This window comes from Herbidospora sakaeratensis, assembly GCF_001570525.1.
In the GTDB taxonomy this organism is placed as follows: Bacteria; Actinomycetota; Actinomycetes; order Streptosporangiales; family Streptosporangiaceae; genus Herbidospora; species Herbidospora sakaeratensis.
This window is the reverse complement of the sequence record NZ_BBXC01000010.1, coordinates 1-21,673: the sequence shown is the minus strand read 5'-3', so window position 1 is coordinate 21,673 and position 21,673 is coordinate 1. Positions and strand designations below refer to the sequence as shown.

22 protein-coding genes and 1 pseudogene are annotated in these 21,673 nt (G+C 70.7%); 9 read left to right on the top strand and 14 right to left on the bottom strand.

Translation table 11 applies throughout. The features are described 5' to 3' along the window. Window positions 1-68: 68 nt before the first annotated feature. Genes AW271_RS13290 through AW271_RS13280 form a run of 3 tightly spaced genes read right to left on the bottom strand, consistent with a single transcriptional unit; the run spans window position 69 to window position 2,499 of the window. On the bottom strand, window positions 69-794 hold the full coding sequence (locus tag AW271_RS13290) for an amino acid ABC transporter ATP-binding protein (protein WP_062336493.1): 726 nt from the start codon (window positions 792-794) through the stop codon (window positions 69-71). Further along, the gene (locus AW271_RS13285; protein WP_062337494.1) at window positions 791-1,639 is read right to left on the bottom strand and encodes an amino acid ABC transporter permease; all 849 of its coding nucleotides are present in this window, start codon (window positions 1,637-1,639) and stop codon (window positions 791-793) included. The genes AW271_RS13290 and AW271_RS13285 overlap by 4 nt, the downstream gene beginning before the upstream one ends. Continuing rightward, the gene (locus AW271_RS13280) at window positions 1,636-2,499 is read right to left on the bottom strand and encodes an ABC transporter substrate-binding protein (RefSeq protein ID WP_062336491.1); all 864 of its coding nucleotides are present in this window, start codon (window positions 2,497-2,499) and stop codon (window positions 1,636-1,638) included. The genes AW271_RS13285 and AW271_RS13280 overlap by 4 nt, the downstream gene beginning before the upstream one ends. 144 nt (window positions 2,500-2,643) lie before the next feature. Here AW271_RS13280 and AW271_RS13275 point away from each other — a divergent pair, with 144 nt between their 5' ends. From AW271_RS13275 to AW271_RS13265, 3 genes are read left to right on the top strand one after another with little or no spacing between them, the layout of a single operon-like run. After that, on the top strand, window positions 2,644-3,972 hold the full coding sequence (locus AW271_RS13275) for a hypothetical protein (protein ID WP_062336489.1): 1,329 nt from the start codon (window positions 2,644-2,646) through the stop codon (window positions 3,970-3,972). Between the two features lie 44 nt (window positions 3,973-4,016). Further along, the gene (locus AW271_RS13270; protein ID WP_157554078.1) at window positions 4,017-5,360 is read left to right on the top strand and encodes a hypothetical protein; all 1,344 of its coding nucleotides are present in this window, start codon (window positions 4,017-4,019) and stop codon (window positions 5,358-5,360) included. Next, a complete protein-coding gene (locus AW271_RS13265; protein ID WP_062336485.1) occupies window positions 5,357-6,772 on the top strand; it encodes a hypothetical protein in 1,416 nt (471 codons plus the stop codon). Before AW271_RS13270 ends, AW271_RS13265 begins: the two co-directional genes overlap by 4 nt. Here the strand turns inward: AW271_RS13265 and AW271_RS13260 are convergent. After that, entirely contained in the window at window positions 6,714-7,682 is a 969-nt protein-coding gene (locus AW271_RS13260; RefSeq protein ID WP_369408374.1) for a zinc-binding alcohol dehydrogenase family protein, read from the bottom strand. The genes AW271_RS13265 and AW271_RS13260 overlap by 59 nt on opposite strands. Before the next feature lie 101 nt (window positions 7,683-7,783). Between AW271_RS13260 and AW271_RS13255 the strand changes: the two genes are divergently transcribed. Further along, window positions 7,784-8,947: an AbeC-like domain-containing protein gene (locus tag AW271_RS13255; RefSeq protein WP_157554076.1), complete on the top strand. Its 1,164-nt coding sequence runs from the start codon at window positions 7,784-7,786 to the stop codon at window positions 8,945-8,947. On the opposite strand, the gene AW271_RS13250 is transcribed toward AW271_RS13255, so the two are convergent. After that, window positions 8,925-9,266: a winged helix-turn-helix transcriptional regulator gene (locus AW271_RS13250; RefSeq protein ID WP_342778487.1), complete on the bottom strand. Its 342-nt coding sequence runs from the start codon at window positions 9,264-9,266 to the stop codon at window positions 8,925-8,927. The two genes, AW271_RS13255 and AW271_RS13250, sit on opposite strands and share 23 nt — an antisense overlap. A 154-nt stretch (window positions 9,267-9,420) precedes the next feature. On the opposite strand from AW271_RS13250, the gene AW271_RS13245 reads away from it, so the two are divergent. Then, window positions 9,421-10,746, top strand: coding sequence for an MFS transporter (locus AW271_RS13245; RefSeq protein ID WP_062336479.1), 1,326 nt, complete (start codon window positions 9,421-9,423; stop codon window positions 10,744-10,746). Here the strand turns inward: AW271_RS13245 and AW271_RS13240 are convergent. Then, window positions 10,743-13,040, bottom strand: a complete 2,298-nt coding sequence (locus AW271_RS13240; protein ID WP_062336477.1) for a phosphoketolase family protein — start codon at window positions 13,038-13,040, stop codon at window positions 10,743-10,745. The genes AW271_RS13245 and AW271_RS13240 overlap by 4 nt on opposite strands. Window positions 13,041-13,080: 40 nt before the next feature. On the opposite strand from AW271_RS13240, the gene AW271_RS13235 reads away from it, so the two are divergent. The 3 genes from AW271_RS13235 to AW271_RS40655 are packed head-to-tail and all read left to right on the top strand — an operon-like array spanning window position 13,081 to window position 15,591. After that, on the top strand, window positions 13,081-14,121 hold the full coding sequence (locus tag AW271_RS13235; RefSeq protein ID WP_062336475.1) for an acetate/propionate family kinase: 1,041 nt from the start codon (window positions 13,081-13,083) through the stop codon (window positions 14,119-14,121). 43 nt (window positions 14,122-14,164) lie between these two features. After that, on the top strand, window positions 14,165-14,731 hold the full coding sequence (locus AW271_RS40660; protein WP_062336473.1) for a hypothetical protein: 567 nt from the start codon (window positions 14,165-14,167) through the stop codon (window positions 14,729-14,731). Further along, complete coding sequence (locus tag AW271_RS40655) at window positions 14,728-15,591, top strand: PrsW family intramembrane metalloprotease (protein WP_062336471.1); 864 nt, start codon at window positions 14,728-14,730, stop codon at window positions 15,589-15,591. Before AW271_RS40660 ends, AW271_RS40655 begins: the two co-directional genes overlap by 4 nt. Here the strand turns inward: AW271_RS40655 and AW271_RS13220 are convergent. The 8 genes and pseudogenes from AW271_RS13220 to AW271_RS13185 form a co-directional block, all read right to left on the bottom strand. Then, entirely contained in the window at window positions 15,535-16,179 is a 645-nt protein-coding gene (locus AW271_RS13220; RefSeq protein WP_062336469.1) for a pentapeptide repeat-containing protein, read from the bottom strand. The two genes, AW271_RS40655 and AW271_RS13220, sit on opposite strands and share 57 nt — an antisense overlap. A gap of 31 nt (window positions 16,180-16,210) precedes the next feature. Then, entirely contained in the window at window positions 16,211-16,741 is a 531-nt protein-coding gene (locus AW271_RS13215) for an EF-hand domain-containing protein (RefSeq protein WP_062336465.1), read from the bottom strand. 85 nt (window positions 16,742-16,826) lie between these two features. Further along, window positions 16,827-17,549, bottom strand: a complete 723-nt coding sequence (locus AW271_RS13210; RefSeq protein ID WP_062336463.1) for a dienelactone hydrolase family protein — start codon at window positions 17,547-17,549, stop codon at window positions 16,827-16,829. 12 nt (window positions 17,550-17,561) lie between these two features. Further along, complete coding sequence (locus AW271_RS13205; RefSeq protein ID WP_062336461.1) at window positions 17,562-18,116, bottom strand: TetR/AcrR family transcriptional regulator; 555 nt, start codon at window positions 18,114-18,116, stop codon at window positions 17,562-17,564. Continuing rightward, on the bottom strand, window positions 18,109-18,930 hold the full coding sequence (locus AW271_RS13200) for an alpha/beta fold hydrolase (protein WP_062336459.1): 822 nt from the start codon (window positions 18,928-18,930) through the stop codon (window positions 18,109-18,111). Before AW271_RS13200 ends, AW271_RS13205 begins: the two co-directional genes overlap by 8 nt. 19 nt (window positions 18,931-18,949) lie before the next feature. After that, window positions 18,950-19,183, bottom strand: a pseudogene (locus AW271_RS13195) (DUF998 domain-containing protein); the annotation flags it as partial. An 85-nt stretch (window positions 19,184-19,268) separates the two neighbouring features. After that, complete coding sequence (locus tag AW271_RS13190; protein WP_062336455.1) at window positions 19,269-20,462, bottom strand: RNA polymerase sigma factor; 1,194 nt, start codon at window positions 20,460-20,462, stop codon at window positions 19,269-19,271. Continuing rightward, the gene (locus AW271_RS13185) at window positions 20,459-20,845 is read right to left on the bottom strand and encodes a YciI family protein (RefSeq protein ID WP_062336452.1); all 387 of its coding nucleotides are present in this window, start codon (window positions 20,843-20,845) and stop codon (window positions 20,459-20,461) included. The genes AW271_RS13190 and AW271_RS13185 overlap by 4 nt, the downstream gene beginning before the upstream one ends. Window positions 20,846-20,926: 81 nt before the next feature. On the opposite strand from AW271_RS13185, the gene AW271_RS13180 reads away from it, so the two are divergent. Then, window positions 20,927-21,673: an MBL fold metallo-hydrolase gene (locus AW271_RS13180; protein WP_062336450.1), complete on the top strand. Its 747-nt coding sequence runs from the start codon at window positions 20,927-20,929 to the stop codon at window positions 21,671-21,673.

Here is a 21,673-nt window from a genome sequence, read left to right as displayed (position 1 = left end):
CCACCAGTCTGACCTCGCCGAACACCGGGAGACCAGGCCGGATCGGGTCCCGGGCCGGACCGATCCGGTCACGTGCGCGACAGGAACTCCCGGGTGCGCGGATGCTTCGGCGCGCCGAAGATCTGGTCGGGGTGCCCGCGCTCCAGCAGCACCCCGTCGGCCAGGAAGCAGACCGTGTCGGCGATGTCGCGGGCGAAGCCCATCTCGTGGGTGGCCAGGATCATCGTCATGCCCGACTCCTTGAGCTCGCGGATCACCCCGAGCACCTCGTTGACCAGCGTCGGGTCGAGCGCCGAGGTCACCTCGTCGAGCAGCAGCAACCGGGGCTGCGTCGCGATGGCCCGGATGATGGCCACCCGCTGCTGCTGGCCGCCCGACAGCCGGTCGGGGTAGTCGCGCGCCTTCGACTCCAGCCCGAACCGGGTCAGCAGCTCGCGCGCCTGCTCCTCGGCCTGGGCCCGGCCGACGCCGTGCACCTTCCGGGGCGCGAGGGTGATGTTGTCGAGCACGTTCATGTGCGGGAACAGGTTGTACGCCTGGAAGACGATGCCGATCCGCTTCCGCACGTCGTCGGGGTCGGCCCGGACGTCGGTGATCTCCACGTCGTCGAGCAGGATCGCGCCGTCGTCGACGGTCTCCAGCAGGTTCACGCAGCGCAGCAGGGTCGACTTCCCGGAGCCGGAGGCGCCGATGAGGCAGACGACCTCGTGGGAGTCGACGGTCAGGTCGACGCCCTTGAGGACGTCGTGGTCGCCGTACCGCTTCCAGACCCCGTCGATCGTGAGGAGGGTCATGTCGCGCCTCCGCGCTGACGTGCCGCGCGGGCGGCCAGGTGGTCGGTGAAGCGGGCCATCGGCACCGTCAGCGCCACGAACAGCAGCGCGGCCGCGACGTAGGACGTGTAGTTGAACTTGTCGCTCGCGTAAATCTGCGCCTGCCGCAGCGCCTCCAGCGGGCCGAGCGTCGCGACGAGCGCGGTGTCCTTCTGGAGCGACGCGAAGTCGTTCAGCAGCGGTGGAATCACCCGGCGGACGGCCTGCGGGACGACGACGTACCGCATCGTCTGCCCGTGCGACAGCCCGAGCGACCGCGCGGCGGACCGCTGACTCGGGTGGATGGAGTCGATGCCCGATCGGAACACCTCGGCGACGAAGGAGGTGTACGACAGGATCAGCGCGATCGTCCCGAGCACCACCGGATCGTTCGGCGCCCCCTGGAGCCGGAGCGCCGGGACGCCGAACCCGACCAGGAAGATCAGCAGCAGGACCGGGATGCCGCGGAAGATGTCGGTGTAGAGCGCGGCCAGCATCCGGAGCGGGAAGAACACCGGCGACCGCAGCCCGCGCAGCAGCGCCACCCCGAGCCCGAGCAGCAGGATGACCGGCTCGGCGATCAGGAAGATCGTCACGTTGAGCAGGAACCCGCGCAGGACGTCCGGTAGCGAGGCGACCAGGGCGTCCCAGCTGAAGAACGTCTTCTGAACCACGGGCCAGCCCGGCGAGGCGAGCAGCCCGGCGACGACCAGGGTGGCCACGACGACCGTCGAGATCGTCGCCGCCGACACCGACCGCCGTCCCTGGGCCCTGAGGAGTTTCTCGCGCTCCTTCTGGCGGTCGCTCTTGACCCAGGTGGTCGTCACGACAGTTCGGGCGCGCCCGCGGCCGAGGTCAGCCACTGCTGTTCGATCGCGGCCAGCTCACCGGAGGACTTCATCCCGGCCAGCGCCTTGTTGACGCAGCTCACGAGGGTGTTGCCCTTCTCGAAGAGCAACCCGAACTGCTCGGGCGTACCGCCGGAGGCGGCGAACTGCCCGACGATCTTCGACCCTTCGACCTGGGCGGCGGTGACGTAGAACGCGGTCGGCAGGTCGACCACGATGGCGTCGATCTGCTCGTTCTTCAGCGCGTTGACGGCGTCGATCTGCTGGTTGAAGACGCTCGGGTCCTGACCGGGCTGGATGACCTCGCGCACCGCGCTCAGCGCGGTCGTCCCGACCTGGACGCCGATCTTCGCGTCCTTGAGCGCCGCCAGGTTCGCCGAGGCGGCGAACTTCGAGTCGCCGAGCGTCACGACGGCCTGCTTGACCGTGTAGTAGCCGTCGGAGAAGTCGACCGCCATGGCCCGCTCGGGCGTGATGGAGATCTGGTTGATGTCGAAGTCGAACTTCTTCGGGCCGGGCGCGAACGAGGAGTCGAACGGCACCGTCTCCCAGGCGACCTCCTGCGGCGTGAACCCGAGCCCCTTGGCGACGGCCGCGGCGACCGCGCCCTCGAAGCCCTGCCCGTTGGCGGGGTCGTCGTCCTTGAACCAGGGCTCGTAGGCCGGCTTGTCGGTCCCGATGGTCAGCTTGCCGGGCGTGATGAGCGTGAGGCTCTCCTTGGCGCACGCGTCGGCGGCCGGAGCCGCCGTGTTGGGGGCCGCCGCCGGCGTCTCTTCGGGAGCGCAGGCGGTCGCGAGGATGAGCACACCGGCCGCCAGGACTAGCGAGGAACGGTGCATGAGGGAGCCTCCGGGGTCGAACGTGACTAACCCCCAGATGATGTCGGAAATGTCCGACCTCGGCAAATACCCGGAACCGTTCCGATGTGGTCACAGAGTGTCTGCGAAATCCTTTCGCGATCTTCGATCACCAAGCTGTGGGGCGTGCGGCGTACCTGGATCGGCCACCCCCTGACCCTGCTGGCCCTCGTGGTGCTCGTGGTGAACGACCACGTGCTGAAGGCCGCGTGGCCGGGCCTGGTGACCGGGAAGCTGAGCGACGTCGCGGGGCTGCTGGTCCTGCCTCCCCTGCTCGACCTGGCGCTGCGCCGCCCGATGGCCTCGATCGCGGTCACCGGCCTCGGGTTCACGCTGGTCAAGACGACCGCGACCGGCGCGTGGCTGGCCTCCGAGGCGTGGACGATCGTCTGGGGGCCGTCGCGAGTGCTCGCCGACCCGACCGACCTGCTGGCGCTGCCCGCGCTCGGGGCGGCCTGGTGGGCCTCCCGGCGGCGGGCGCCCGTGCGCGAGGCGGTGGTCCTGACGATCGTCCCGCTGGCGATGCTCGGGCTCGCCGCGTCGTCGACGCTGCCGGAACGGCTCGGCGTCGCCTACGCCACCGAGTCGGACGGCGACCGCGTCACCGTCTTCACCGAGGTGCCCGGCGCCGCGCCCTACCTGGCCGCCCGGCACACCACCGACGGCCGGCGCTGGATCTACGACCCCGAGGCGGGGCTGGGGACGGCGGCGGCGAGCGCATGCGTGCGGGAGCGCTGCCACCGGATCGTGCCGGGCCGGCTGAAGGTCGAGCAGTCGACCGGCGGCGGCTGGACCACCGCGTGGGAGGTGCCGGAGGAGACCCGCGACCGGGTGTCCCGGGCCCACGACCCCTCGGGCCGCGCGACGGTCGAGTCGGTGTCGGTGGCCGCGACCGACACGCTGGTGGTCGTCGCGAACGGCGCCGACGGGGTCGTCGTCCGCGACGAGACGGGCACGTGGCGGCGGGTCCCGATGGAGGCCCTGGGCGGCTGGCACCCCGCGGTCTCCCTGACCACCTCAGGCCGGCACGACACCTTCGACTACGCGCTGACCGCCGGGGTGCTCGCCGCCCTGCTGGTCGTGGTCGCCGGTTCCCGGAGAGCCTGGGTCGGCGTCGGCGCGGTCCTGGTGGCCGTCGGCTGGGTGCTGGCGGCCTGGGCGCGGGACGCCCTCCTGGTCGCCCTCTCCCTGGGCGGCCTGTTCGCCGTCCCCGGGGCCCTGATCCTGTGCCTGGCCTACGACCCGCGAAGGATCCTGTGGAAGGTCCCCCTCAGGGGGCTGGCCTTCGGGGTCCTGGCCTACTCCTCGACCACGACGGTGTTCGCCGCCTGGAACGCCGGTCTGCTGACCTACTACGCCGACGCCGTCCGGCTGGCGACCGTGTTGTTCGTGGTGATCCTCGTCGTCGGGGCGGTCGTGGCGCATCGGCGTACGTACGATCCGGTCCCAAAATGATCACGGGTATCGGTTTCAACCGGTTTGGCGCGTTCCCTTAAGTGGTGCGGCATACGTGGATCGGCCAGCCCCTGACCGTGCTGGCCCTGGTCGTTCTCGTCGTCAACGACCACGTGCTGAAACACGCCTGGCCCGGCTTCGTCACCGGCAAGCTGAGCGACGTCGCCGGGCTGATCCTCTTCCCCGCGCTGCTCGACCTCGTGGTCGGGCGCGCGAAGTTCTCCATCGCCGTCACCGGCGTCGCGTTCACACTGGTCAAGACGACCGCGACGGGCGCCTGGCTGGCCTCAGAAGCGTGGACGGCCCTCTGGGGGCCGTCGCGGGTGCTGGCCGATCCGACCGACCTGCTGGCGCTGCCCGCGCTCGGGTTGGCCTGGTGGGCGTACACGCATCCGGTCTCCGTGCACAAGGCGGTGGTGTTCCTCGTCGTGCCGCCCGCCGTGCTGGCGGTGGCCGCGACGAGCGCCGCGCCGTTCGACTGGCCCTACACCGCCTACGCCGCCGAGAAGGTCGGGGACGAGATCGTCGTGCACACCCGGGGCGGCTTCGGCATGGGCGACGACCTGGTCTCCTATCGGACCCGCGACGGGATCACCTGGAGCAAGTGGATCCAGCACGAACGGGTCGAGCCGGTGGTCCGCGACTGCCACGGCACGGCCTGCTACCGGGTCGTGCCCGGCCACCTGCGCGTCCAGGAGATCCGGAACGGGCGGTGGACGACCGCGTGGGAGATCCCCGACGAGGAGCGCGACCGGCTGGTCCGGCTCCATCCGGACCCCCCGTTCGGCCACCCCGAACCGACGGAGTCGCTGGCGGTGGCGGTGACCGGACGGCTGGTGGCAGTCGCCAACGGCACCGACGGGATCGCCGTCCGGGACACCACGGGCGACTGGCGCCGGCTCGGCGTCGGACCCGGCGGCCTGGCCGCGGCCACCGCGACGCCGTTGCCCACGCCGGGCCGTTACGAGGTGTACGACCTCGTGGCCCAGGCGGCGCTGGTCGCCGCGGTGCTGACGTTGTCGGCGGGCGTGCGCAACCCGGCGTTGATGATCGGCGGCGGCATCGTGCTGCTCGTCAGCCTGCGGATATCCCTGGCCATGGTGACGGACCTGGGTTTCCTCGCCGCGCCTCCCGGCGTCGTGTTCATGGTGCTGGGGGCGGGGCTGCTGGCCTGGGGTGTCAGCCGGGCCGGGCCGTCGTGGCGGCTGGTCACGGTGAGCCTGGTCGCGGGTCTGCTGACGGGGCTGGCGGTGCTGGCCCCCTATGCCGCCTGGAGCGCGGGCGGCCTCGACTTCTACACCGGCGCCGAGCGGGCCGCGGTCGTCGCGTTCGCGCTGGCGACCACGGCGGGCATGGTCGCCGGATACCTGACGGGCAGGCGCAGATGAGACGGATCACGTGGATCGGCCACCCCCTGACCGTGCTGGCCCTGGTGGTCCTGGTCGTCAACGACCACCTGCTGAAACACACCTGGCCCGGAGTGGTCACCGGGAAGCTCAGCGACGTCGCCGGGCTGATCCTGCTGCCGGCCGTGCTCGACCTGGTCCTCCGCCGGCCCGCGCTCTCCATCGCCGTCACCGGCGTCGGGTTCACCCTCGTCAAGGCCACCGCGACCGGGGCCTGGCTGGCCTCCGAGGCGTGGTCGCTGGCGTGGGGGCCGTCGGTGATCCTCGCCGACCCGACCGACCTGCTCACCCTGCCCGCCCTGTACGTCGCCTGGCACGCCTCCCGGCACCCCGTGCCCGTGGGCCGGACCGTCGTCATGCTGCTGACCCCCGCCGCCGTGCTCGCCATCACCGCGACGAGTCCCGAGCAGCCCTATGTGCCGTACTCGGCGTACGCCACCGAGGTGCGCGACGGGGCGATCATCGTCCACCTCAGAAGCGATGAACCCATGTCGCCCTTCGCTTACCTGACCCGCGACGGGCACACCTGGGAGGAGTGGAAGTTCGCCGTCCGGCCCATCCCCGCCGCTTCCTCCTGTGCGGGCGACCACTGTTTCCGCGTGGTCCCCGGACGTCTGCAGGTCATGGAGTCGACGGACGGCGGGGCCTGGACGACCGCGTGGCAGCTCTCCCCCGAGGTGCAGGACCGGCTCTTCCGGGCCTACCCGCCCGACCGGCCCGAAGACCGGCAGCCGGTCGAGTCGCTCAGCGTCTCGGCGATCCCGGGTGTGGTCGTCGTCGCCAACGGAGCCGACGGGGTCGCGGTCCGCGACTCCTCGGGGACCTGGAGCAGGATCGGCATCGACGATTACGAGCTCGATCCGGCCGCGACGGTGTCCACGGAGGCCCTCGGCCGCTACGACGATTTCCTCCCGAGGAACGCGGCGTTGATCGCGGTCATCGTGGGGCTCTACGCGCTCGCCACGGGCGTGCGCACGATCGGGTTCACCGTCGGCATGGCCGTCGGGTGCGTGGCCGCGTGGGTCTGGCTGGCTCCCCGGCAGGAGTTCTACGACATCACATCATCGGGATACGAGCCGCTCTATCCCGATGTCAGAATCCTGCTCGTCGCGCTGTTGCTGCCGCCGACCGCCTTCGCCCTGATGTTGTTCTTCGCCATCCTGGCCCGGCCGCCCTTGTGGATCCTGCCGGTCAGCCTGGCGGCGGGCGGGCTGACCTGGCTCGCGATCATGGCCCCGTTCGAGGCGTGGAGCGTCGGGTGGATCCCGACCTACGCCCAGGCCGAGGTGGTGGCCGTGGTGCTCGGCACGGTGGTCGGGGCGTCGGCGGTCTGGGTCACGCGGTGGTATTCAACACCGCGGCCCCATGTATTCGGTCGCCTGCCAGGTCTCTGAGCGCCCGGTCGGCCTCGCCGAGCGGGTAGGGCGTGGTCTCGACGGTGAGCGGGTGGCCGGCGACGAACTCCAGGAAGGCTCGGCCGTCGGCGCGGGTGTTGGCGGTCACCGAGCGCAGGTCGCGCTCCTGGAACAGGTGCCGGTCGTAGTTCAACGACGGGATGTCGGTCAGGTGGATGCCCGCGACGGCTAGGGTGCCGCCCCGGTCGAGGGCTTCGAGCGCGACCGGCACCAGGTCGCCGACCGGCGCGAACAGGATCGCGGCGTCGAGCTTCTCGGGCGGCTGGTCGTAGGCGCCGCGGGCGGAGGCCGCGCCGAGTTCGAGGGCGAGCCGCCGCGCGTCCTCCGAGCGGGTCAGCACGTGCACCGTCGCCCCCTGCGCGATGGCGACCTGGGCGGTCAGGTGGGCGGACGCGCCGAACCCGTAGACCCCGAGCCGCCCGCCGGGAGGCAGTTCGGCCCGGAGCAGCGAGCGGTAGCCGATGATCCCGGCGCACAACAACGGCGCGAGTTTCCCGGCCGGATAGTCGTCGGGCAGTGGATAGACGTAGTCGCGCGGCGCGACGAGATATTCGGCGTAACCGCCGTCGGCGTCCCATCCCGTGTACGTCGAATTCGGGCACAGATTCTCGTCGCCGCGCCGGCAGTGACGGCAGGTCCCGTCGGTCGACCGCAACCACGCCACCCCGACGCGTTCACCCGTGCCGACGACCCGCCCGACCACCTGATGACCGGGCACCGTACGCGGCCGGTGGACGTCGAGGTCCCCTTCGAGAAGATGCAGGTCGGTACGGCACACGCCGCAGACCTCGACCTGGACGAGCACCTCGCCCGGCCCCGGCACGGGAACCGGCAACCGGGTGGCCTCCAGCGTGCCCGGCCGGGCCACCACCCAGGCGTTCATCTCCATCTGTCCGACGATAGGCGGCAGCCCGCAAGGAATTGACAAAAGGTAGCCAATAGCCGCATTTGATGGCAGACAAAATGAATACCGCCCTCCTTACTGGTGTCGTGGCCACAATCATGTCGAACACGACGCGTTATCTCTGCGCGGCCGGATATCTCGACACCCGGTTCCGCGAGGCGGTCCTCCGGGAACTGACCCGCGACCCCTACCGGGGTGTGGCCCCCTCGGCCGGCGACTTCGACGTGGTCCCGGTGGTGCGGCACTGCCTGCGGGCGCGGCGGTTGATGGCGTACCGGGATCTGCTCGTCTCTCTCGTGATCGCGGCCGGGCTGGTGCTCGACTTCTGGCGGATGGTGAGCTGGCTTGTCGTGCTGGGCGGGTTCGTCTGGTTCCGGCACTCCCGCAGGGGCGGCCCGGTCGTCGTCATGTGCCTCGGGGTGCTGCTGATGATCAAGGTGCCGTGGCTGGAGGCGCTGGTCAGCGGCCAGCCGGTCGACCTGGGCACCATGCCGGTCGGCATGTCGGCGATCACGCTCACGCTGGTCGTCGTGGCCGGGTTCCGGGTGCGCTCGGGGGTGATCCTGGCGAAACGGCTGCGGGCCGGAGCCGCGCCGCCGCCGGTCGACGACCCCAGGCTCGACTACCTCGGCCGCGCCCAGTACGGCAACCTCACGTTGTCGAAGCGGGCGTTCATCGGGTGGGGAACGGTCAGGGAGACCTGGCCCTCGCCCGGCCTCGAACCACCCGAGGGGACCGACGTCTTCGTCGCGCCGGGGGTGCTGGAACCCGATTCACCGCTGCTCGGCCACGCCCGCCCGGTGATCAGCGTGACCGAGGGCGCCCGCTGCTACCGGCGGGTGGTGCTCCAGGACGACGAGATCATCGTCACCGCGTTCCTGCGCGCCGACGGCCGTTACGGCGAGGTCGTGGTGACCGTGCTGCCCCCGGTGGCCGACGACTACCGGCTGGCCGACCTGCTGCCGCGCGGCCTGCTGAAGATCGCGCGCAGCTCGTTGGCGATCCGCCGCGAGGAGCTGACCGTGGACGTGCTCCTCGCGCCGCTGCGCCTGTGCCGCCTCCTCGCGCCCCGGGCCCGCAGGCCCGATGTCGCCTATGACTACGGGGCCCGGGTGTCCGTACGGGAACTGGGCGCCGGACCCCTCACCTGCCTGCAGGAACTCGACGTGCAGCGGCAGGTCGTCCTGCTGCGGGAACGCCTGACGCCGCGCGCCCGGCTGACCCAGATCATCCCGGAGAAGATCCACTGACCACGCGGTCGTAGTTCTCGCGGGCGGCGGCGATCTGGGTCTGGTGGGCCTCGGTCCAGGTCACCAGGGCCTGGATCGTCTCGTGCAGGCTCTCGCCGAGCGGGGTCAGCTCGTAGTCGACCCGGGGCGGCACGACGGGGAAGACGGTGCGCTTGACCAGGCCGTCGCGTTCGAGGTGGCGCAGGGTGCGGGCCAGCATGCGCTGGCTGATGCCGTCGATCTCCCGCTTCAGCTCGGTGAACCGCATCGTCTTGTTGTCGAGCAGCGCGATCACCAGCAGCGACCATTTGTCGGCGATGCGGTCGAGGATCTGCCGCACTTCGCAGTCTTCGCGGCTGTCCCATTGGAAAGCGTCGTAGTCGGGGCCGGTATCTCCACAGTGACCGGGTGTCAAAAAAGTCCCGTCTTCCATAGCTCGCAATGGTTACCCAGGATGGAGTCGCTTACAAGAGGTAACCGACTCAGGGGGACACATGCGCACGTGGGGTGTGCTTTTCGTGCTGTGCGGGACGATCTTCATGGAGGGCGTCGACGTCGCTCTGCTGAACGTCGCCCTGCCGGCCATCAGGGCCGATCTCGGCCTGTCGACAGGGGTGCTGAGCGGGGTGGTGTCGGCCTACGTGCTCGGGTTCGGCGGGTTCATCCTGCTGGGCGGGCGGGCCGCCGACATGCTGGGCCGCCGCCGGATGTTCCTGCTCTGGCTGGGCGTCTTCGTGGTCTTCAGCGGGCTGGGCGGGCTGGCCACCGAGGGGTGGATGCTGCTGCTGGCGCGGTTCGTCACGGGGGTGGCGGCGGCGTTCATCGCCCCGGCCGGGTTGTCGCTGATCACGACCAACTTCGCCGAGGGCACGTTACGCAACCGGGCCCTGATCATCTACGGCGCGGTCGGCGGGGCCGGATACTCGCTCGGCATGGTCACCGGGGGCGTGCTGACCACGTTCGGCTGGCGGTGGGTGTTCTTCGCACCGGTCATCTTCGCCTCGTTGCTGCTCGCGGCGGCCATCCCGCTGATCCGCGACGACGGCCGGCGCGCCGAGGGCCGCTTCGACCTCGCCGGGGCGTTCACCGTGACCGGCGCGATGTTGCTGCTCATCTACGGGGTGGTCCGGCTGGAGCGGCCCGACCTCTGGGTCGTGCCGATCTTCGCCGCCGGGCTCGGGCTGGTCGCGGCGTTCGTCGCCATCGAGCGCCGGACCGCCCATCCGCTGCTCCGCCTCGGGCTGCTGAAGACCGGCACGATCGCCCGTACAAACGTCAGCACGATCCTCTTCATGGCGGCCTTCTCGGCGTTCCAGTTCCTGGTCACCCTGCACCTGCAGGAGGAGCGCGGCTGGACGACCCTGGAGACCGGGCTGATCATGGCGACGATGGGCGTCGACGCCATCCTCGGGCCGACGGTCACCCCGTGGCTGATCAGGAAGTACGGCACGGTCCGGGTGATCTTCGCGGGCGCGGTCGTCGGCGCGGCCGCCTACCTGCTGTTCCTGCCCACCGGCATCGACCAGGCGGCGCTGGTCATGCTGCCCGCGCTGCTGCTCATCGGGGTGGCGTTCGCGCTGGCCTACGGGCCCTACACGATCGCCGCGACCGACGGGGTGGCCGAACGGGAGCACGGGGTGGCCGGCGGGCTGTTCTACACGTGCGCCCAGTTCGGCATGGCCCTCGGGATCTCGGCCGCCACCGCCGTCTACGCGACCGGGTCGCTGCACGCCGCCCTGGTCATCCCGGTCGTGGGGGCGGCCCTGGCCGGCGTGCTGGTGCTCTCCCGGCGGCCGGCCCCGGTGCTCGAACCGGCCTAGAACGTCCAGTCGCGGATCTCGGGCGCGTCCTCCCCGTGTTCACGGGTGTGTGCACGCGCCCGCAGGCGCGCGTCGGTCATCTCCTGGCGGAGGGCGGCGTACCGGACCCCGAGCCCTTCCACCCGGTCGATCACGTCTCTGACCAGGTGGAACCGGTCGATGCCGTTGAGCATGGCCATGTCGAACGGGGTCGTGGTGGTGCCCTCCTCTCGGTAGCCGCGCACGTGGAAGTTGTCGTGGCCGTGCCGTTTGTAGGTCAGCCGGTGGATCAGCCACGGGTAGCCGTGGAAGTTGAAGATCACCGGCTTGTCGGTGGTGAACAGGGCGTCGAACTCGGCGTCGGGCAGGCCGTGGGGGTGTTCCCCGGGCGGTTGCAGGCGCATCAGGTCGACGACGTTGATGACGCGTACCCGCAGGTCGGGCAGTTTCTCCCGGAGCAGCGAGACGGCGGCGAGCGTCTCCAGCGTCGGGACGTCGCCCGCGCAGGCCATGACCACGTCGGGCTCCTGACCCGCGTCGTTGGAGGCCCAGTCGATGATGCCGAGGCCGCGGGTGCAGTGGGTGACGGCCTCCTCCCGGCCGAACAGGTCGAGGACCGGCTGCTTCCCGGCGACGATCACGTTGACGTAGTCGCGCGAGCGGAGGCAGTGGTCGGCGACCGACAGCAGCGTGTTGGCGTCCGGCGGCAGGTAGACCCGCACGACGCTCGCCTTCTTGTTCAGCACGACGTCGAGGAAGCCCGGGTCCTGGTGGGTGAACCCGTTGTGGTCCTGCCGCCAGACGTGCGACGACAGCAGGTAGTTGAGCGAGGCCACCGGCCGCCGCCACGGGATCTCGCGGGCGGTGTCGAGCCACTTGGCGTGCTGGTTGAACATGGCGTCGACGATGTGGATGAACGCCTCGTAGCAGTTGAACAACCCGTGCCGGCCGGTCAGCAGGTAGCCCTCCAGCCAGCCCTGGCACAGGTGCTCCGACAGCACCTCCATGACGCGCCCGCCCGGCTGGAGGTTCTCGTCGGTCGGCAACATGGCCGCCTGCCACTCCTTGCCGGTCGCCTCGTAGACCGCCTGGAGCCGGTTGGAGGCGGTCTCGTCGGGGCCCATCAGCCGGAACGTGTGCGGGTTGGCGGCGATGACGTCGCGCAGGAAGGTGCCGAGCACCTGCGTCGGCGAGGTCGACGCGGCGCCGGGCCGCTCGATCGCCACAGCGTAGTCGCGGAAGTCGGGCAGTCTGAGCGGCCGGAGCAGCTCTCCCCCGTTGGCGTGCGGGTTCGCGCTCATGCGCTTCGTGCCCCTCGGCACCAGCCCGACCACCTCGGGATGGGGCCGGCCGCTCTCGTCGAACAGTTCCTCGGGCCGGTACGACCGCATCCAGGCCGCCAGCTGCTCCCGGTGCTCGTCGTTGGTGCGCACCTCGGAGAGCGGCACCTGGTGGGCCCGCCAGGTGCCCTCGACCGGCTTGCCGTCGACCTCCTTGGGGCCGGTCCAGCCCTTCGGCGTCCGGAGGATGATCATCGGAAGGTGTTCCGGCCGGGTCGCGATCTCGTTGAAGACCGCGTCGAGGGTGCTCGCCATCAGGGGGTGGACGACGTCGGGGTCGTCGCCCTCGACGACGTAGGGCCGGTAGCCGTAGCCCTCCATGAGCTTGGCGAGCTCGGCCGGGGGGATGCGGGCCAGGAACGACGGGTTGGCGATCTTATAGCCGTTGAGGTGCAGGATCGGCAGCACGACCCCGTCGTCGCGGGGGTGCCGGAACTTGTTCGAGTGCCAGCTCCCGGCCAGCGGCCCGGTCTCGGCCTCGCCGTCGCCGATCACGCAGGCCACCACCAGGCCGGGGTTGTCGAACGCGGCGCCGTAGGCGTGCGCCAGCGAATAGCCCAGCTCACCGCCCTCGTGGATCGACCCGGGCGTCTCGGGGGCGGCGTGGCTCGGGATCCCGCCGGGGAAGGAGAACTGGCGGAACAGGCGGCGCATCCCGGCGGCGTCCTGGGAGACGTCGGGATAGAGCTCGCTGTACGTGCCCTCCAGCCACGCGTGCGCCACCGTCGCCGGGCCGCCGTGCCCCGGACCCGCGATGTAGATCATGTCCTGGCCGCGCTCGGTGATGATCCGGTTCAGGTGGGCGAAGACGAAGTTGAGGCCGGGGGTGGTGCCCCAGTGGCCCAGCAGGCGCGGCTTGATGTGCTCCGGTCGCAGCGGCTCGGTCAGCAGCGGGTTGTCGAGCAGGTAGATCTGCCCGGCCGAGAGGTAGTTGGCGGCGCGCCAGTACGCGGAGACCTGCTGGAGTGCATCCATTCGGGGTCTCTACCCGGCTTCGCTGGGAAGTGTCCCTGTTGTGAGAGTTCTGACGGTCAACGCCGGTTCGTCGAGTCTGCAGCTCCACCTCGTCACCTCCGACGGCGAGGTGCTCGCCACGCACCATGTGGAACAGGCCCCCACCTCGGCCGACGCCCTGCTGGAGTTCCTCGACGACAAGCCCGACGCGATCGCCCACCGCCTGGTGCACGGCGGGCCGATCGTCCGGGAACCGGTTCGGGCCACGGCCGAACTGGTCGACCGGTTGTCGGAGATGGCGGATCTGGCCCCGCTGCACCTGCCGCCCGCGCTGAAGCTGATCAAGGCGTCGCTGGACGCGCTGCCCGACGTGCCGCAGGTGCTCTGCCCCGACACCGCCTTCCACGCCGGGATGCCCGCCGTCGCCGCGACCTACCCGATCCCCGCCGACTGGCGGACCCGCTACGGTCTGCGCCGCTACGGCTTCCACGGCCTGTCCTACGCCCACGCGCTCCGCCGGGCCGACCAGCTGGTCGAGGCGTCCCAGCTGGTCATGTGCCACCTGGGCGGCGGCGCGTCGGTCTGCGCCGTGCGCGACGGGCGGTCGATGGACACCTCGATGGGCTTCACGCCCCTGGAGGGCGTGCCGATGAGCAAACGGTCGGGCAGCGTCGACCCCGGCATGCTGCTCTGGCTGCTCGACGGACGGCTCACCCTGGCCGAGCTGCGCGACGGGCTGGAACGGCACTCCGGCCTGCTGGGCCTCTCGGACGGGTTCTCCGGCGACACCCGCGACCTGGTCAAGGCGGGCGACACGTTCACCCTCGACGTCTACTGCCACCGTGTCGCCCGCGAGATCGCCGCCGCCGCGACCTCGCTCGACCGCCTCGACGCCCTGGTCTTCACCGGCGAGATCGGCTGGGACCAGCCGGAGGTCCGGGCGGGCGTCTGCCGCCGCCTGGGCCTGCTGGGGGTGCGGGAGCCGGTGGGTGGCAACCGTACCGACGACGGCCTGATCAGCACCGACGGGGTGCCGGTCCTGGTCGTCGAGACGCGGGAAGAGCTCCAGCTCGCCCGGGAAGCAGGTTTTGTTCTGACGTAGCCGGTTATGAGTCGGGGCATCCCCCCTGGTCTTTAGGGGTCTCATGTCGCGCACCGGATGGCCCGGATCGATCGTGGTCCTGGTGATACTCGGAATCCTGGCCGTCGGCCTGCCGCTGGCGAACTCCGTCGTCGCCGACGCCACCGTGCCGATCAGGGCGGGCACCGTCATCGAGGTCGGCCAGGAGTTCGACGGCGGATCACGCCCCGTCTCCATGCTGGTGCCCGCCGGGTGGGCGCTCGACGAGGGCGCGTCGTCGTTGTCGGAGTCGGTGTCGCTGGTCAGCGGCGGGGCGACGGTGCAGCTCGGCGTGATCGACGTGCAGTCGGCCACCCCGCAGGAGCTCTGGACCGGCCAGCGCCTGATCTTCAAGGCGCAGGGCGTGCCCATCAGCGCCGAGAGCCCCACCCCGGTCACGACCACGCAGGGGGTGCCCGGCCTGGCCGGCATGATCAGCGTGGACGACCGCATCGGCACCCAGGCCGTCTTCGCGGCGCCCCAGCAGGGCGCGAGCGTCCTGGTGGCCGGCGACCCGGCCGCCATCGCCTCCCGCAGCGACGACATCACCCAGATGATCGCCTCCATCCAGTTCGCCGGAGTCGAGCAGTGACCGCCCGCCCTGCCTTCTGGGTCTGGCTCCTCGGCGTCGTCATGGGCGTCCTGCTGGTCTACACGACGCTCGTCCCGCAGGCCCGGGTCTTCACGGTCGGCGCCCTGATCGCCCTGTGCGTGCTGGTGCCGGTCCTGCTGGTCGCGTTCTGGTTGTTCACCCGCATCCGCCCGCTGCGGGCCGCGCCGATCGGCTATTCGTGGATGGCCCTGGCCTGGGGCGGCCTGGCCGCGTTCGGTGTGGCGTTCCTGGCCAACTCGGCCTTCAACGCCATCCTCACCAAGACCACCAGCCCGCTCTTCGCCGACCGCTGGGCCGACGCCATCGTCGCCCCGCTCGACGAGGAGACCGCGAAACTGGCCGGAGTGGCCCTGATCGCGCTGATCGCCCCCTGGGTCATGTCGGGCGCCCTGGCGGGATTCGGCTACGGCGCGATCATCGGCCTGGCCTTCCAGATCGTCGAAGACCTCCTGTACGTCTTCAACACGATCATCGCGACCGGCGGCATCATGCAGAGCGGCGACACCCTCGGCTCCCTGTTCGCCCGGCTGGTGTATTCAGCCTGGTGGAGCCACTGGGCCATGACCGCGGTCGCCGGAGCGGGCCTCGGCTACGCCATCGCGCGCACCGACCGCACCCCCGCCACCCGGGTGACCGTGGCCGTCGCGGCCTGGATCCTGGCCATGCTGATGCACGCCTGGTGGGACTCGCCCCTGCTCCCCGACTCGACCTTCGCCAAGGGCATCCCGCTGCTGGTCATCGCGATCGTGGTGTTCATCGCGGCCCGGCACCTGGACCGGCGGTCAATCGCGTACGGAGATGCCCAGCGAGTGAGCCATTCGTGGGGCCAGGTCGAGTAGCTGGCTCGTCGAGATCGTCGCGCCGCGCAACGACTCCAGGCCGCCGTCGACGCCGAGACTGCGGGCCTGCCGGAAGTCGACCTTGGTGAGCTGCGCCTTGTCGAACCGCACGTCCTCCAGCTCCGACCCCGGGAACGACACCTCCTTGAGGGTCGCCCCGGCGAAGTCGACCTCGCGCAGCAGGCAGTCTACGAAGGTGACGTTCCGCAACGCGGCGGTCCGCAGGTTGACCGAGTCGAGCTTGCAGTTGTGGAAGGTCACCTGGTGGACCTTCGAGCCGAACATCGGCACTCCCGACATCGCGCTGGAGATCACCTCGACGTCGAACCAGTCGCTCTCGGCGAGGTTCACCCCGATCCACCGGACGGTGTGGAACCAGACGTCGTTGTAGCGGCTCCGGTCCATGCGGCTGTCGTTGATCGTGACCTGCTGGACCGCCGACTCCATGAACCGGGCGCCGACCGTGTTGACGTCGTCGTACGTGGCGTCACGCAGATGGACGCCGTCGTAGTCGCCCTCCCGCTCGAGATCGCCTTTGAGCAGTTCGAGGTAGGGGGCGTAGGGGAGGTCTTCGAGTTCGCGCGGCATCGCGCCATTCTCGCAACCGGGTGTGTCAGTTTCAGCGGGCCGGTACGTCGATCCGCCCGAACACCAGCGACCCCGACGCCCGCTGGTCGTCGCCCGACCAGAACTCCGCCCACAGTTCCCCGAACTCCGAGCGCGACAGGTAGCCGTCGCCGTCGCCGTCGAGTTCGTCGAAGACGTCGTCGGTGTCGGTCGGCACGCCGGTCCACCCCACGATCAGCTGGTTGTACTCCCGGGCCGAGATCAGCCCGTCGCCGTTGGCGTCGACCGCGTCGAACATCGACAGCGCCGTGGTGGCCATGGCGTGGGGCATCTCGTTGAGGCGGTCGACGATCACCATCACGTCGTCGAGGGTGACCCGTTCGTCGCCGTCGCGGTCGGCCGTGAGGAGGGTGGCCCACCAGTTCATCATGATCGCGTAGATGCGGCCCTTGGGCTGCCCCTGGATCGCCGCCCACCGGCTCGCCAGCGCTTCGAAGTCGGACTCGGTCAGGTAGCCGTCGCCGTCGACGTCCATCGCGCGGAAGACACCGGTGATCTTGCGGTACTGAAACTTGGTAGCCATCGGGCCACTCCCTTCACGGGTGGGGGACCTTGATGGTCACCAACCCGGGCGAGCGGCCACGATGACACCCTCAGTGACAATTCTCTTACTGGGAGTGATTCGCCGTGAACTCCATGATCTGCCGCCACGCGTCGTCGCAGGCCTCGGCCCATTCGGCGAACGAACGGTCGAAGAACGAGTGGGGGGCGCCGTCATAAATTACAGACGTGTTGGGTGTGCCGGCGGCGTCGAGGGCGGCGGTGAAGCCGTCGAACTCCTCCGGGGTCGACGCCGTGTCGGCGCCGCCGCGCAGCAGCAGGATCGGGGCGCCGGGCGTGGCCGGCACCTCGCCGATGCGGCGGATGGCCCCGTAGAAGCCGATCGCGCCCGCCAGGCCGCTGCCGTGGGCGCCCAGCCGCCACGAGTGGGAGCCGCCGAAGCAGAAGCCCACGGTGAAGACCGGCGCGGGCAGCTCGGCGCGGGCGGCGGCGACGTCCATGCCGACCTGCTCCTGGGTGACCTGGGCGATGTGGGGCTGCCAGTCGAAGTCTTCGCCCCGATCGTCGGTTTCGGCGGTGCGGCCGAAATAGTCGATGGCGATGGTGTGGAAACCCGCTTCGGCGAACCGGACGGCCAGGTCCCGGTAGTAGGGGTGGAGGCCGCGGATGTCCGGCAGGATGACGACCGAACGGCCGTTGGGCTCAGCGGGTTCGGCCCGGTAGGCCAGGAAGCGGGTGCCGTCTTCGCTGGTCAGCGTGGTCTGCTCATGAGAGGCGACCGCCCCCGCCACCGGCGGCGCGGGCGGCCTGCTGTCGGTGTTGTGACACATGGGGTGATCTTGTCACACGGGTTTCGGCAGGCCGGAGATGACCATCCCGACCAGCTGGTGGTAGCTCTCGTCGATGGCGTACGGCAGACCGAAACCGCCGACCGCCTCGATGGTGACGAACCCGTGGATGGCGGCCCGCAGCGCCCGCGTGGCGTGGATCGCCCGCTCGCCTTCGAGGCCGTACGACCGCAGCGCGGCCAGGATGATGTCGATGATCTTCTGGCCGGCCTTCGACAACTCCGGCGACGCGGTCTGGATCATGGCGGCGTAGCGGCCCGGGTGGTCCTTCACGTAGCCGCGCCAGGCGTCGGCGTAGGCGCGCAGGGCGTCTTCGCCCGACCGGCCGGCGACGGCGGCGAAGCCCCTCTCGGCCAGTTCGTCCATCACCCTGATCGACACGAGTTCGGTCAGTTCGGCCAGGTTGCGCACGTGCTTGTAGAGCGAGGGCGTGGCGACCCCGGCACGGGCCGCGACCGCCGACAGGGTGACGGCGGCCGGGCCGTGCTCGTCGACGATCGCCACGGCGAGGTCGACGACGATCTCGGGCGTCAGGCCCGCCCTAGCCACGTGTGTGCTCCGCGAGGAACGGCAACATGGCGTCGGCGACCTGGTCGGGGAACTGCGCGTGGGGGTAGTGGCCGGCGCCCGGGATCATCGCGACGGTCCCCGACTGCGCGGTCGCGACGATGCCCTCGGCCTCGGCGCGGGGGTCGCCCCAGTCGGGGTCGCGGTCGCCCATCACGACCAGCGCGGGGGCCTTGAGCCGGGCGAGCCGCTCGCTCGACTCGGCCAGCGAGCTCATGCCCATCTTCGCCACGACGTCCATGTGCAACGTGGTCTCCAGCTCGCTGAGGTAGGCCTGCCAGTCGGCCGGCTTGGTGCCCGGGTAGGCGTGGTCGAGGTACTTCTTCCACAACTTCAGGCTGCGCAGGGCGGCGGTCGCCATCAGCAGCATGATCCCGCGCCGGTGGTGGCCGTCGCGCAGCAGGGCGCCGAAGTCCGTCTTCTGCTCCCGCGTGAACGGCCCGATCAGCACGACGGCGCTGACCAGGTCGGGCGCGTCGACGGCGGCGATCGTCGCCGACCCGCCGGCGAAGGAGTGGCCCACGACGACGGCCGGGCCGCCGAGTTCCCTGATCAGCGCGATGACGTCGTTCGCGGTGTCGGTACGCGTGTAGGAGGCCCACCCCGTGGACGAGTCGCCGTGGCCGCGCAGGTCGACCGAAGCGACCCGGTAACCGGCCGCGACCAGCTTCGGCGCGAGGAACCGGAAGGCGTTGCGGTTGTTGCCCATCCCGGGGACCAGGACGACCAGGGGGCCGTCTCCGTCGATCTCGTAGGCGATCCGGCCGCCCTCGCGCTCCAAATAGCTAATGCTCATAGCTTAAAAGCTAATAGCTTTAGCCTTCGCTGTCAAGGCATGGGCCGACACCGCCGCGACGAAGGCGAACGCCACCTTCGAAGGGCCACGCGTTCAGCACCACGATGGCCGCCGCCACCGCGCACCCGGCGACCGCGAGCCGGTTGCGCTCCCGGGCGAACCGCCGCAGGTAGACCAGGCAGCCCACGGTCAGCGAACCGAACGCGACGACCGGGCCGAGCGTGTGGATCAGCCCGTGCCACGACATCTCCGGCGCCCGCGTCGGTCGGGAAGACCCCGCCGACGATCAGCCCGGCGACGATCCCGCAGGCCGGCAAGGGACGTCGGAGCGGCCGCCCTCAATCGGACAGCCGGGCGGCCCTGCTGTGGAGGTAGCGCTGTCGCGGCAGGCTCGTCGACGCCTCCGCGGCTTCGAGGTAGGCCGTCCGCGCCGCTGGAAGGTCGCCCGTCATCTCCAGCAGGTGGGCCCGCACGCCCAGCACCCGGTGGTCGACGGGGTGGATCTCCGCCAGCGCCGCCAGGCCCGCGCCCGGCCCCTCGCTCATGGCCAGGGCGACCACCCGGTTGAGGGCCACCACCGGGGTGGGGGTCATCTCGTAGAGGGCGTCGTACAGGGCCCTGATCTGGGGCCAGTCGGTTCGGGCAGGGGTCGGGGCCTCGTCGTGGAGGGCCGCGATGGCCGCCTGGAGCTGGTAGGGGCCGGGTTCGCCGCGCGGGAGGGCCTCTTCGAGCAGGGCGACGCCTTCGGCGATCTGGGCCGGATCCCACCGGGAGCGGTCCTGCTCGTCCATGGGGATGAGCGCGCCGCCTTGGCCGGTGCGGGCGGCGCGGCGGGCGTCGGTCAGCAGCATCAGGGCCAGCAGGCCGGCCACCTCGCCGTCGTGCGGCAGGGTGCGGCGCAGCATGCGGGTCAGCCTGATCGCCTCGCGGGCCAGTTCGACCCGCTGCAGGTCGGGGCCCGAGGTGGTCGCGTAGCCCTCGTTGAAGATCAGGTAGAGCACGTGCAGGACCACGCCCAGGCGGTCGGCGCGGTCGCGGGGCAGGCCGAAGGGCTGGCCGCTCTCCTTGACGGTCTGCTTCGCCCGGGTGATGCGCCGGGTCATGGTCGCCTCGGGGACCAGGAAGGCGCGGGCGATCTCGGCCGTGGTCAGGCCGCCGACGGCGCGCAGGGTCAGCGCGATCTGCGACGCCGGCGACAACGACGGGTGGCAGCACATGAACAGCAGCACCAGGGTGTCGTCTCCGGCGGCGGGCGGGTCGGCCGGGACCGGGGTCCACCGGGCCACCGCCTCCTCGCGCTCGCGGCGGGCCCGCTGGCTGCGCAGCAGGTCGGTCAGGCGGCGGGCGGCGACCGTGATCAGCCACGCCTTCGGGTTCCCGGGGACCCCGTCGGCCGGCCACTGGGTCGCGGCGGCCAGCAGGGCCTCCTGGACGGCGTCCTCAGCCGTGTCGAAGTGGCCGTAGCGGCGCACCAGCGCGGCGAGGACCCGCGGCGCGTGCTCGCGCAGCAGGTCCTCCACGTCACGACTCATTCGAACATGTCGTCGAAGTGTTCCATGATGGGCCGCACGTCGACGTACTGCCCCTCGGCCTCCTGGCCGGGCGTGTGGGCCAGCTGGGCGGCGATCTCGGTGGCCCGGTCGAAGCCGGCGCACTCGACGATCGTGTAGCCGACCAGGACCTCCTGGGTCTCGGGGTAGGGACCATCGGTGACGACCGGCACCCCGCCCCGCATCGAGATCCGGCGTGTGTGGACGGGCGCCGACAGGCCCTTGGCGTCGACGAACTCGCCCGACTCCACCAGGTCGTTGTTCCACTTCTCCATGAACGCGTGCATCTCGGCCACCTCGGGGCCGCCGGTCGCCATGGCGTCGAAGTCACGCTGTGAGCCGTACAGCATGATCATGTATTTCATGATCTGTTCTCCCTTCGCTCACCCGATACGTCGGAGCCGGGGACTCCCGCCGGACATGTCCCGAACGACAAAATACGGGGCATGACGGAGGTCACATTCACCCATGTCGGCGGCCCGACGTTGCTCATCGAGTTCGAGGGTCTCCGGTTGCTGACCGATCCGACCTTCGACGCGCCCGGCCGCAGGTACGACTTCGGCTTCGGCACCTCGTCGACCAAGGTCGCCGGACCGGCGCTCACGCCCGACGAGATCGGGCCGGTCGACGCGGTGCTGCTCACCCACGACCACCACGACGACAACCTCGACGCCGCCGGGCGGGCCTTCTTAAAGGACGTCCCGCTGGTGATCACCACCCATTCGGGCGCGACCCGGATCGGCGGCACCGGCCTGCGCCCCGGCGAGAGCACCCACCTGAACGACGTCAAGGTCACCGCCACCCCCTGCCGCCACGGTCCGCCGCTGAGCCACCCCATCGTCGGCGACGTCATCGGGTTCGCCCTCGAATGGCCCGGCCAGACCCACGGCCCGTTGTGGATCACGGGAGACACCGTCCTGTACGCCCCCCTCCGGCAGACCGCCCGCGCGCTGAAGCCGGGCACGGTCGTCTTCCACCTGGGCGGGGTGCGGTTCCCGATCACCGGCCCGCTGCGCTACACCATGACCGGCCGTGACGCGGTGACCCTGCTCGGCGACATGGCGCCGGCCAACGTCTTCGCCGTCCACTGGGAGGGCTGGTCGCACTTCCGGGACGGCCGGGAGGGCATCGTCCAGGCTCATCTGCCCCTGACCTGGTTCCCCATGGGCGAGGGGCTGACGGCGGAGGTCTAG

Bases quoted from the DNA above. Each gene is read 5' to 3' on its own strand.
- AW271_RS13290 (WP_062336493.1), bottom strand. From the start codon at position 794: ATGACCCTCCTCACGATCGACGGGGTCTGGAAGCGGTACGGCGACCAC.
- AW271_RS13280 (WP_062336491.1), bottom strand. From the start codon at position 2,499: ATGCACCGTTCCTCGCTAGTCCTGGCGGCCGGTGTGCTCATCCTCGCG.
- AW271_RS13265 (WP_062336485.1), top strand. From the start codon at position 5,357: ATGAGACGGATCACGTGGATCGGCCACCCCCTGACCGTGCTGGCCCTG.
- AW271_RS13260 (WP_369408374.1), bottom strand. From the start codon at position 7,682: ATGGAGATGAACGCCTGGGTGGTGGCCCGGCCGGGCACGCTGGAGGCC.
- AW271_RS13245 (WP_062336479.1), top strand. From the start codon at position 9,421: ATGCGCACGTGGGGTGTGCTTTTCGTGCTGTGCGGGACGATCTTCATG.
- AW271_RS13240 (WP_062336477.1), bottom strand. From the start codon at position 13,040: ATGGATGCACTCCAGCAGGTCTCCGCGTACTGGCGCGCCGCCAACTAC.
- AW271_RS40660 (WP_062336473.1), top strand. From the start codon at position 14,165: ATGTCGCGCACCGGATGGCCCGGATCGATCGTGGTCCTGGTGATACTC.
- AW271_RS13220 (WP_062336469.1), bottom strand. From the start codon at position 16,179: ATGCCGCGCGAACTCGAAGACCTCCCCTACGCCCCCTACCTCGAACTG.
- AW271_RS13215 (WP_062336465.1), bottom strand. From the start codon at position 16,741: ATGGCTACCAAGTTTCAGTACCGCAAGATCACCGGTGTCTTCCGCGCG.
- AW271_RS13210 (WP_062336463.1), bottom strand. From the start codon at position 17,549: ATGTGTCACAACACCGACAGCAGGCCGCCCGCGCCGCCGGTGGCGGGG.
- AW271_RS13200 (WP_062336459.1), bottom strand. From the start codon at position 18,930: ATGAGCATTAGCTATTTGGAGCGCGAGGGCGGCCGGATCGCCTACGAG.
- AW271_RS13190 (WP_062336455.1), bottom strand. From the start codon at position 20,462: ATGAGTCGTGACGTGGAGGACCTGCTGCGCGAGCACGCGCCGCGGGTC.
- AW271_RS13185 (WP_062336452.1), bottom strand. From the start codon at position 20,845: ATGAAATACATGATCATGCTGTACGGCTCACAGCGTGACTTCGACGCC.
- AW271_RS13180 (WP_062336450.1), top strand. From the start codon at position 20,927: ATGACGGAGGTCACATTCACCCATGTCGGCGGCCCGACGTTGCTCATC.